The sequence below is a fragment of the Paenibacillus sp. HGF5 genome, from assembly GCF_000204455.1.
GTDB classification, from domain to species: Bacteria; Bacillota; Bacilli; order Paenibacillales; family Paenibacillaceae; genus Paenibacillus_AQ; species Paenibacillus_AQ lautus_A.
Map to the genome: position 1 here is coordinate 24,014 of NZ_AEXS01000004.1, position 10,031 is coordinate 34,044.

The 10,031-nt window shown below is 56.7% G+C and carries 10 protein-coding genes and 1 riboswitch; all 10 genes read left to right on the plus strand.

Going from position 1 to position 10,031, the window contains the following annotated elements; genetic code table 11:
* Positions 1–40 precede the first annotated feature (40 nt).
* The gene (locus tag HMPREF9412_RS00485; RefSeq protein WP_036670883.1) at positions 41–775 is read left to right on the plus strand and encodes an adenosylcobinamide amidohydrolase; all 735 of its coding nucleotides are present in this window, start codon (positions 41–43) and stop codon (positions 773–775) included.
* Positions 772–1,749: an adenosylcobinamide-phosphate synthase CbiB gene (gene cbiB, locus HMPREF9412_RS00490; protein WP_009589255.1), complete on the plus strand. Its 978-nt coding sequence runs from the start codon at positions 772–774 to the stop codon at positions 1,747–1,749. Before HMPREF9412_RS00485 ends, cbiB begins: the two co-directional genes overlap by 4 nt.
* The gene (locus HMPREF9412_RS00495; RefSeq protein WP_009589270.1) at positions 1,740–2,510 is read left to right on the plus strand and encodes a histidine phosphatase family protein; all 771 of its coding nucleotides are present in this window, start codon (positions 1,740–1,742) and stop codon (positions 2,508–2,510) included. The genes cbiB and HMPREF9412_RS00495 overlap by 10 nt, the downstream gene beginning before the upstream one ends.
* A gap of 152 nt (positions 2,511–2,662) precedes the next feature.
* A riboswitch (cobalamin riboswitch) is annotated at positions 2,663–2,865 on the plus strand.
* 256 nt (positions 2,866–3,121) lie between these two features.
* On the plus strand, positions 3,122–4,126 hold the full coding sequence (locus HMPREF9412_RS00500; RefSeq protein ID WP_009589273.1) for an ABC transporter substrate-binding protein: 1,005 nt from the start codon (positions 3,122–3,124) through the stop codon (positions 4,124–4,126).
* Positions 4,123–5,169 (plus strand): FecCD family ABC transporter permease, encoded by a 1,047-nt coding sequence (locus tag HMPREF9412_RS00505; RefSeq protein WP_009589245.1) that lies wholly within the window; start codon positions 4,123–4,125, stop codon positions 5,167–5,169. Before HMPREF9412_RS00500 ends, HMPREF9412_RS00505 begins: the two co-directional genes overlap by 4 nt.
* Entirely contained in the window at positions 5,166–5,951 is a 786-nt protein-coding gene (locus HMPREF9412_RS00510) for an ABC transporter ATP-binding protein (RefSeq protein WP_009589253.1), read from the plus strand. The genes HMPREF9412_RS00505 and HMPREF9412_RS00510 overlap by 4 nt, the downstream gene beginning before the upstream one ends.
* Positions 5,952–6,017: 66 nt before the next feature.
* Complete coding sequence (gene cobT / locus HMPREF9412_RS00515) at positions 6,018–7,088, plus strand: nicotinate-nucleotide--dimethylbenzimidazole phosphoribosyltransferase (protein WP_009589244.1); 1,071 nt, start codon at positions 6,018–6,020, stop codon at positions 7,086–7,088.
* Positions 7,085–7,663, plus strand: coding sequence for a bifunctional adenosylcobinamide kinase/adenosylcobinamide-phosphate guanylyltransferase (gene cobU / locus HMPREF9412_RS00520; protein WP_009589262.1), 579 nt, complete (start codon positions 7,085–7,087; stop codon positions 7,661–7,663). The genes cobT and cobU overlap by 4 nt, the downstream gene beginning before the upstream one ends.
* A complete protein-coding gene (cobS, locus tag HMPREF9412_RS00525) occupies positions 7,660–8,481 on the plus strand; it encodes an adenosylcobinamide-GDP ribazoletransferase (protein WP_009589280.1) in 822 nt (273 codons plus the stop codon). Before cobU ends, cobS begins: the two co-directional genes overlap by 4 nt.
* Positions 8,482–8,691: 210 nt before the next feature.
* Positions 8,692–10,031, plus strand: a 1,340-nt coding sequence (locus tag HMPREF9412_RS00530; RefSeq protein ID WP_009589277.1) for an L-cystine transporter, incomplete at its 3' end; no start/stop codon positions are given.

Genomic DNA, 10,031 nt, shown 5'->3' on the forward strand with positions numbered 1-10,031 from the left:
CAGTTGGTTCAGATATTTAACGAGCAGGGAGAGAAAAAACATGGCAGTACCTTTTCTGAAAGGCAGCAATCGTCCATATAACTCGGATGCATGGCCGGGAGCCATCGTGTCCTTGGATTCGGAGCAGCAGCATCCGCATATTCGGATCTCGCTTCCGAGTCCGGCTGCGTCCATAAGCAGCGCCATATACGGCGGCGGTTTTCTGCACTTGGACCATATCGTGAACCGTTATGTCGACAAGCATTACGATTGCAGCGATCCGATAAACGATATGGTTAACTTTATGGCTGGGCACGGCTATCCGGCCGATGCCACGGCAGGATTGATGACGGCGGTAAAACTGAAATATGCCTCCATTCGGGAGGCACGGGGCGAGCAAGCTTCCGTTCTATGCTGTACTACCGCGGGCGTGGGCAATGCTGCCCGCGCCGGGGCGAGGCGCACGACCTTCGCGGCTTACCAGCCGGGCACGATTAATGTCGTGCTGGTGGTGGACGGAAGGCTGACGCCGGCTTGCATGGTGAACGCCATGCTGACGGCAGCGGAAGCGAAAGCCGCGGCGCTGCATGACCTGGGGGTGAAGGATCATGAAACCGGAGCCGCCGCCACGGGAACGACGACGGATGCGATGGTCCTTGCGGTCAGCGGCAATTCAGCCTATGGCGTGAACCATCATTATGCCGGAACCGCGACCGATCTGGGCGGCATGATCGGACGTCTTGTCTACGACAGCGTCACGGAGAGCATCGCCGCCGAAAGAGAAGATCGGATATGACCGTCGTATGGGTCATATGGGCGGCGGTTGCGCTGGACCTACTGATCGGAGATCCGAGATGGCTGCCGCATCCCGTCATCGGCATGGGGAAGGCGATTCGCCGGGTCGAAGGATGGATTCGCCAGCGGACGACTTCCGCTCAGGGACTGAAGCGGGCGGGGATATTGCTGCCGGTAATCGTGGTCGGCGGCTCCTTCGTGCTGGCATGGCTGCTGCTGGAGCTGTGCGCAGCGATTCATCCTTGGCTTGCCTGGGGTGCGGAGATCGTTCTCATTGCGACTACGATTGCGATCAAGGGGCTGCGCGAGGCAGGATTGGAGGTCTACGGCCATCTTCGTTCCGGGAATATCGCCGAGGCCAGGCAAGCGCTCAGCATGGTGGTCGGGAGGGACACGGCCCATCTGGATGAGCCGGAAATTGTGCGGGGGACGGTGGAGACGGTTGCGGAAAATATCGTGGACGCGGTCATCGCTCCGCTGTTTTTTGCCCTGATCGGAGGGGCGCCGCTTGCGTTGGCCTACCGCGCCGTGAATACGCTGGATTCCATGGTTGGTTATAAAAACGAGAAATACCTGCATGTAGGCTGGGCCTCCGCCCGGCTGGACGATCTCGCCAATTGGATACCGGCACGCCTGACCGCCGGGCTGTTGGCCATTGCGGCGGCGATGTTCTCGCTGCAGTGGAAACAAGCGATCAAGATGGTCAAACGAGATGCGCGTAAGCATCCCAGCCCGAACAGCGGCTTCCCGGAATCGACCGTTGCCGGTGCCCTGGGGATTCGCCTGGGAGGCGAAAATTCGTACCAAGGCGTGATCTCGTTCCGGGCTTACATGGGGGACCCCGACCGACCGCTCGAAGCGGAGGATATCCGGGTGACAAACCGCCTGCTTGTGGGCGTGTCGGTTTTGTTTACGATGCTGGGTACCGCGGTGCTCGGACTTGCTGCCGCGGCAGGAGGAAGCCTATGGATATGAGGATCATCCTGCATCTGGTCCGCCACGGCCGCACGTTGTGGAACGAGGAGCGCCGTTATCTCGGCCATGAGGATCAGGGAATTCTGGCCGAGGGAAGGGAACAACTCCTCCCGCTGCGGGAGGAACTTCGTTGCAGGCATTTTGTCCGGATCTATTGCAGCGATCTCCTTCGCTGCCGGCAGACGCTCGATGTGATCTTATCGGATTCAAAAAGGGGTGCTGTTCCTGATGATGACATGTCGGGCCAGTTTATTCCGGGCGTCGAGTATGACCCGCGGCTGCGCGAGCTGGATTTCGGGGATTGGGAAGGTAAGACCTACGAGGATTTGAAGACGGATTCCCTCTACCGGCGCTGGATCGATAACCCTGCGGAAGTTACGCCGCCCAGCGGGGAGAGCTGGGAAGCTTTCGGTTCCCGCGTCCAGGCCTTTTTGTCGGGATTGCATTTGGATGTGAAGGAATTATTGCATATGGAGGAAGCTCCGGATACCCTTGCGCAGGCAGAGGCAGAGGCAGAGGCAGAGGCAGAGGCAGAGGCAGAGGCAGAGGCAGAGGCCAGGCGTGGTGATGATGGCCGTGGAACGCTTGCTGAAGGAGTTGACGTGCTTGTGGTCACCCACGGCGGCGTTATTCGGGAGATGGCAGCGGCTACCGTGCCGGATACGGAATTCTGGGCGACGTCGGTTATGCCGGGCGAGGTGCTCAAGCTGCAGCTGACATGGGACGGAGCACGCTGGCGGGGCGTACGGTTAAGCGAATAAAACGAAAACGTATGATTTCGGTCGGAATAGGCGATAACGGGCTAAATCGGTGTCATGACGCAATCGAAACGCCCGAAACTTTCAGTTGTAAGGGGATGGTTTATCGCCTATAATCTTGTGCAGAGAAACCATGCTTGGCCTATCATCCATAAATTCATATGATTTGCGAGGGTCCCGGACAGAGGGCGTTATTGTTTTCTGACGGGTTAATAGGGAAGCCGGTGCAAGTCCGGCACGGTCCCGCCACTGTGAAGCAGGGACTTTTCCATATGCCACTGAGCCTTTAGCGCTTGGGAAGGCGGAGAAGTCGTTACAACCTGCAAGTCAGGAGACCTGCCCTCAGCGAATGAAAGACGGTCCTTCGAGGAGAGGATTACGTTTACCGGACGCATGGAGCCATGCGGACGGAAGTTTAAGGCGCCATCGTTGAACGGTTATCCCGGCGTCCTTATGATACAAACGTAATCCCTGAGTCCTTGTCATCGAGGAGTCGGGGATTTTTGCTTCTTAGGGTATGAAGATTGAACGTTTCTTACCAGTTAAGGATCGGTCGAAGGAATTTAGACACGCCTGCGCCAGGTTCTCAATTATGTTTAGGGGGATTCCAAGAGATGAAAGCATTAAACAAAACATGGTCCGTACTTCTGGTAGCCATACTGATGGCCTTGGCCTTGATCGGCTGCGGCGGCGAAGAAGCAGCACCGAAGGATGCGACGCCGCCGGCACAGCAGCAAGAGCAGAATAACGAAGCGCCTGCGGATTCGGCGGAAGAGCTTAAGACCACGTATCCGCTGACCGTCAAGGATTCAACGGGAGTGGAAATGACGTTTGAGAAAGCGCCCACCAAGATTGCGTCCCTGACTCCGTCCGAGACGGAAAAACTGTTTGCATTGGGACTGGATGAGGAGATCGTTGGCGTATCCGATAACGACGATTACCCCGAAGCGGCCAAATCCAAGCCTAAACTGGGCGGGTTTCAAGTGAACGAAGAGGCGATCATCGCAGCCGACGCCGACGTGGTATTCGCCGCTTCGATGAATGCCCAGAATGCCGAGAAATTGCGCGAGCTTGGCGTTACCCTGTTCGTCAACGATCCGAAAACCATCGATGCGGTGATGGAGAACATCGAGCTGATCGGTCAAATTACGGACCGTCAAGCCGAGGCGAAAGCGGTCGTCGATCAGATGAAGCAGGAATTGGCTACCGTTACGGAAGCCGTGAAATCCGTGAAGGATGAAGACAAGAAGAAAGTGTACGTGGAGTTCTCTCCGGGATGGACCGTCGGCAAAGGCGAGTTCATGGATGAGATCATTACCGCAGCTGGCGGCGTCAATGCAGCCGGCGATGCGGAGGGCTGGTTCGAAATCAGCGAGGAGAACATCATCGCCGCGAACCCGGACGTTATTCTTTACACGGACGATGTGGTGGACGAAGCCACCAAGAAAACATTGGACCAGCTGATCAAGGAGCGCGGCGGCTGGGATCAGATCGAAGCCATCAAGAACGATCAGGTCATTTCCGTGGATGCCAATCTGCTCAGCCGTCCGGGCCCGCGCGTGACGCAAGGACTGATTGAAGTGGCGAAGGCCGTTTATCCGGAATTGATGAATCCATGAGTAAAAAACTTGCAGGATTCGGTGCGGCCGGCCTGATCCTTTTACTGTTAACTTTGGTTGCCAGTCTCGGAATCGGCTCCGTTCACCTGCCTGTGAGAGAGATTGGAGCGATGCTGCTGCACCGGCTGCCGGGAATCGGCGATTCCATCGTTCCAGGCTGGGAAGCTTCCTCCGAGCAAATCCTGATGAAGGTGAGATTGCCGCGGATCCTGCTCGGGATGCTTGTTGGAGCCTCCCTGGCGGTGGCCGGAGCCGCCTTTCAAGGCGTGCTTCGCAATCCGCTGGCGGATCCGTTTACGCTCGGTGTGTCCTCGGGTGCTGCGCTTGGCGCGGCATCCCTGATTTTTTTCGGAATGGAATATTCCTTTGCCGGAGGTTACACGCTGCCGGTTGTAGCGTTTCTGACCGGAGCAGGCACCCTATGGGCCGTTCTGCTGCTGGCAAGGGATCAAGGAAAGCTGCCGATCCATGGGCTCATCCTGTCCGGGGTGGTGATGCAGTCGTTTCTGGGCGCCGTCGTTTCGTTTCTGACGGTGATGTCCAAAGATACGGTGAACCAAATCCTGTACTGGACGATGGGAAGCCTAAGCATGCGCGGATGGTCGTATACGGCCATCCTTTTCCCGTATTTTGCAGCGGGTTTCGTATATCTATGGAGCAGGTCGCGGGCGCTTAACATTTTGTCGCTCGGGGAACGGCAGGCTGCTCATATGGGATTGAATGTCGATCGGCTGAAGACCGGCGTGCTGATCGTCGCTACCCTGCTTGCCGCTGCAGCCGTATCGGTTTCCGGCGTGATCGGGTTCGTCGGGCTTGTAGTGCCGCATATGATTCGGCTGATCACCGGCTCCGATTACCGCGTGATTGTTCCCCTGTCGGCGCTGGGCGGCGCGATTTTCATGGTTTGGTGCGATACGGCGGCCCGTTCCGTCTTGGCTCCGACGGAAATCCCGCTCGGGGTGGTCACGGCATTCATAGGCGCTCCGTTCTTTGCTTATCTGCTGTACCGGAATAAAAAACGGCGCAGGGAGGGGTTATCATGATTACGGCCCAAGGGCTTGGCAAAGCCTATGGCAAGGCGTCGATTCTATCCGGGGTGGACCTTCAGATTGCCGAAGGGGAATGGTGGGGGATCATCGGACCGAACGGCAGCGGCAAGTCCACCCTCATGCAGCTGTTATCCGGCGTGGAGAGTCCTACGGAAGGAAGCGTGACGCTTCGGGGCAAGGACCTTGGACGCTATAACCGGAAGGCACTGGCCCGAATCGTGGCGGTTCTGCAGCAGGAGGGACTCGACCCTACCGATTTTACCGTCCGGGAAGTGCTGGAGATGGGGCGATTCCCGTTCTTGAACTGGCTTGGCCGTGAGGATAAGGATGCGGCCCCGCTTATCGAGGCCGTTATTCGAAAGCTGGATCTGGACGGCCTGGAGGAGCGCAGGCTTACCGAGTTAAGCGGAGGACAGCGCCAACGTGTCGCTTTGGGCAAGGTGATGGTCCAGGAGCCTTCGCTGCTGATGCTGGACGAACCGACGACCTATCTGGATATCCGCTATCAGCTTCAGTTCATGGATATGGTGGCGGAATGGCGGAACTCGTCCGGTATTACGGTGATCAGCGTACTGCATGACCTCAATCTGGCTGCTCAATTCTGCGATAAGCTGCTGGTTCTGGATCAGGGACGGATTGCAGGGGTGGGCAAGCCGGAGGACGTGCTGACGGCAGCGTATATCCGCCGGATTTTCCGGGTGGAGCCCTCCATCGTGACCCATCCCGAGAATGGGGCTCCGCAGGTGCTGTTAACGGCGAACAGCACCTGGTCCTAAAGCGGTGTTGCCGCAGGTTCAGCCGCGTTGTAAGATTTAGGAGCAAGAGGAAGGAGGCCGTTTTCATTGACGGATACACTCATAAGTCGTTTGAAGGGAATCACCGCTAACATTAAACCGCTGGATGCCGAAGCGCAGGCGGAAACCGCCTCCTATTTGGATCGTTTGACGAAGCCTCCGGGCAGTTTGGGCAAGCTGGAGTCGCTTGCGATCCAATTAGCGGGAATTACGGGGGAAATGAAGCCCTCGTTTACCAAAACATCCGTGGTTGTCATGGCCGGCGATCATGGGGTGTGTGATGAAGGAATCAGCGCATTTCCGGCCGAGGTGACGCCCCAAATGGTGATGAACTTCCTGAATGGAGGGGCGGCCGTTAACGTGCTGGCCCGTCAGGCGGGGGCAGACGTTCATTGCGTGGATATCGGCGTAGCGACCGAGGTGACCCATGAGAGGCTCCTGTCCCGGAACATTGGCAGAGGAACCGCCAATATGGCCAAAGGACCCGCAATGACAATGGAAGAAGCGCTGCAATCCGTAGTGACCGGAGCTGAGGTGGCGGCAGAGCTGGTTAAACAAGGCACGCAGATGTTCGTAACCGGAGAGATGGGCATCGGGAACACGACGCCAAGCGCGGCTATTTTCTCGGTTCTGTCCGGCAAGCAGCCGTCCGAGGTTGTGGGACGAGGAACCGGCGTGACGGATGAACGGCTGAACCATAAGATTCGTGTTGTGGAACGGGCGATACAAGTTAATGCGCCTCATGCCGCTGACCCGCTCGACGTGCTCGCCAAAGTCGGGGGCTTCGAAATCGGCGGATTGGCCGGATTGATTCTGGGTGCGGCTGCTCATGGGTGTCCTGTCATCATTGACGGATTCATATCCAGTGCCGCGGCGTTGGTTGCCAAATCAATCTGCCCGGATGCCCTTCCTTATATGATTGCTTCCCATGTTTCGCATGAACAGGCGCATGTTCTTCTGCTGAAAGAGCTGGGACTCCAGCCGATGCTTCAAATGGACATGCGTCTTGGCGAGGGGACGGGCGGGGTGCTGTGCCTTCATCTGGTCGAGGCGGCGTGCAGGATCGTGAACGAGATGGCGACGTTTGAGAGCGCCGGCATCAGCGGAGGAGCCGTATGAGTCATCGTGGAAGCGTGTTGGTTACGGGCGGGGCGAGGAGCGGGAAGAGCTCGTTCGCGGAGAAGCTGTGCATGAAGCGCGCCGATTCCGGTACATATATAGCGACTGCGCAAGCCTATGACGATGAGATGCAAGAACGGATCCGTATTCATCAAGACCGCAGGCAGGATACAGCCTATGGTTGGCAGACGGTGGAGGAGCCTGTCGCACTGCCCGAATTGCTGGAAACGCTCGGCCAGTCTGCCTCGGATGCCCCTGCGGTGGTAGTGGACTGCCTGACGCTGTGGCTTACGAACGTGCTGCTGCAGGCCGAACCTGAAGGCACGGCCGTCATGGAAGAACGGCTGGGGCTTCAAATCGGCAGGCTGGCAAGAGCGGTTCAGGTTTACCCGGGCATGGTTATTTTGGTAACAAACGAAGTGGGTTCAGGGATTGTGCCCGAATATCCGCTGGGCCGGATTTATCGCGACTGGGCAGGGATCATGAATCAACGACTGGCCCAGGTCTGTGACGAGGTATTTCTGGTAACCGCCGGAATTCCAATGGAAATCAAGAGCAAGGAGTATCGGATATGAGCAAGATGATCGAAGCGGCTGCGGCCGCTTTTCAATTTTTATCGAGGCTTCCCGTGCGGAGGGAAATTCCCTTTACACCCGAAGTTCAACAGCGGAGCGTCGTTTTTTATCCTTTCGTAGGGGCAATCATAGGTGTTATCGTTGCCGCATTGGGACTGGGCTTAAGCTTTGTGCTGCCTTCCTTTCCTGCTGCCGTCATCCTGCTGGCCGCTTGGGTAGCGCTAACCGGAGGGCTTCATCTCGATGGCTGGATGGACAGCGCGGATGCGCTGCTGAGCCATCGGTCGCGCGAACGAATGCTTGAAATTATGAAGGATAGCCGGGTAGGCGCGATGGGGGTCATGGCCTGCATGCTGCTGCTCCTTCTGAAAGCTTCCTTAATCATGTCCGTTTGGGATTTGTCTGCGGGGGTATGGAAGCAAGAAGCGTGGCTGCTGGTGCTCGCTCCGGTCTGGAGCCGCTGGTTTATGGTTCACGCCATGTATCGATGGCCGATGGCACGGGGAAGCGAGGGGCTGGCGGCTTTGTTTCACGGACTGTCCGTCAGAAGGAGGTCGCTGGCAGGCATAGTCGCGATCCTGTTAACGCTGGTCGTCATAGGCCTTCTCTGGTGCACGACAAGCACGCTGGATTTTGCGGCGATTGGAATCGGAGGAATCCTCGTTATCCCGTTGGCAGCCTGGGCGGTTGGGAGTTGGACGGCCGAACGGATGAGCCGAAGACTCGGGGGACTGACGGGAGATACCTATGGGGCGTTGAATGAATGGATCGAAACGTTTGTGTTAATTTTGGTAGTTCTCCTTTTGAAGTTTACATGATATGATAGTAGGGTAATGCGGTGGTATTCCGATCAACATAGTCGACATAATTCGCGTCAACAGAAAAATAACGTTTTTGACAGGAATTTTCTCAAACGGGTAATGATATGTTTAGAGTGGGCTATGAAATGGATATGAATACATACTAGCGCACTTATGACATGAGGATGACGCAGTATATCCTTATTATAGAATGGGAGGAATCATAGGATGGAAACGCTTTGGGTTATCATCAATGTCCTTGTTCTGATTCTGCTGGTCGGTATTTTGTACTGGATGCAGAGAAAGCATTACTCGTTTACCAAACGCGTGTTTGCCGGACTTGGACTGGGTGTGTTGTTCGGAGTGGCACTGCAGCTCATCTACACTTCAACCTCCGATGTGGTGGTGAAATCCACCGATTGGTTTAATCTGGTTGGCTACGGTTACGTCAGACTGCTGCAGATGATGGTCATTCCGCTGATCATGGTGTCGATCATATCGGCCATCATGAAGCTGAAGGGCGGAAAGAACCTGGGCAAAATGAGCGGACTGATCATTACGGTGCTGCTTCTGACGACGGCGGTAGCCGCCGCTGTCGGAATTACGACCGCGCTGGCGTTCGATTTGTCCGCCGTCAATATTCAGGGCGGCGCTGCCGAGGAGCAGCAGGGCGCGCTGCTGCAAGAACGGCTCGGGGATGTCGAGGACCGTACGCTGCCGCAGCAGATTCTGGATTTCATTCCGAGCAATCCGTTTGCCGACATGACGGGAGCACGAAGAACTTCGACGATTGCGGTCGTCATATTCTCGGCATTCATCGGGATCGCCGTGCTCGGGTTGGACCGTAAAAACAAGGAGCAGGCGGAGACCTTCCGTAACATGATCTCCGCCGTATACGGCGTGGTCATGCGTATCGTGACGCTGGTGCTTCGTCTGACGCCTTACGGGATTCTGGCGCTGATGGCCAAGACGATCGCCACGACCGATCTTGCGGTAATCATGAATCTGATCGATTTCGTTCTGGCTTCGTACGTGGCCTTGATCGCCATGTTCATTATCCATCTGGTGCTGCTGGCGATATTCGGATTCAACCCGTTCAAGTACGTCAAGAAGGTGTTCCCGACGCTGACCTTTGCCTTTACGTCGCGTTCCAGCGCGGCTACGATCCCGCTTAACGTGCAGACCCAGAACAAAAAGCTGGGCGTCTCGGAAGGCATCGCGAACCTTTCGGCATCGTTTGGCGCCACGATCGGGCAGAACGGCTGCGCGGGCATTTATCCTGCCATGCTGGCCGTCATGATTGCACCGACAGCCGGCGTGGATCCGACGTCGTGGTCGTTCATCCTTACCTTGATCGTGGTCGTTATGATCAGTTCCTTCGGCGTGGCGGGTGTCGGAGGCGGAGCTACCTTCGCATCGCTCATCGTGCTCTCCACGATGAACCTGCCGGTTGCCTTGGCGGGCCTGTTGATTTCCGTCGAGCCGCTGATCGATATGGGACGGACGGCACTGAACGTGAATGACTCCATGACGGCCGGCGTGATTACCGGGAAAGTCATGAATGAAGT

What these genes read in the sequence shown, in the direction of transcription:
- HMPREF9412_RS00495 (WP_009589270.1), top strand. Translation starts at nt 1,740, where the DNA reads ATGGATATGAGGATCATCCTGCATCTGGTCCGCCACGGCCGCACGTTG.
- HMPREF9412_RS00510 (WP_009589253.1), top strand. Translation starts at nt 5,166, where the DNA reads ATGATTACGGCCCAAGGGCTTGGCAAAGCCTATGGCAAGGCGTCGATT.
- HMPREF9412_RS00505 (WP_009589245.1), top strand. Translation starts at nt 4,123, where the DNA reads ATGAGTAAAAAACTTGCAGGATTCGGTGCGGCCGGCCTGATCCTTTTA.
- cobS (WP_009589280.1), top strand. Translation starts at nt 7,660, where the DNA reads ATGAGCAAGATGATCGAAGCGGCTGCGGCCGCTTTTCAATTTTTATCG.
- HMPREF9412_RS00485 (WP_036670883.1), top strand. Translation starts at nt 41, where the DNA reads ATGGCAGTACCTTTTCTGAAAGGCAGCAATCGTCCATATAACTCGGAT.
- cobU (WP_009589262.1), top strand. Translation starts at nt 7,085, where the DNA reads ATGAGTCATCGTGGAAGCGTGTTGGTTACGGGCGGGGCGAGGAGCGGG.
- HMPREF9412_RS00500 (WP_009589273.1), top strand. Translation starts at nt 3,122, where the DNA reads ATGAAAGCATTAAACAAAACATGGTCCGTACTTCTGGTAGCCATACTG.
- cbiB (WP_009589255.1), top strand. Translation starts at nt 772, where the DNA reads ATGACCGTCGTATGGGTCATATGGGCGGCGGTTGCGCTGGACCTACTG.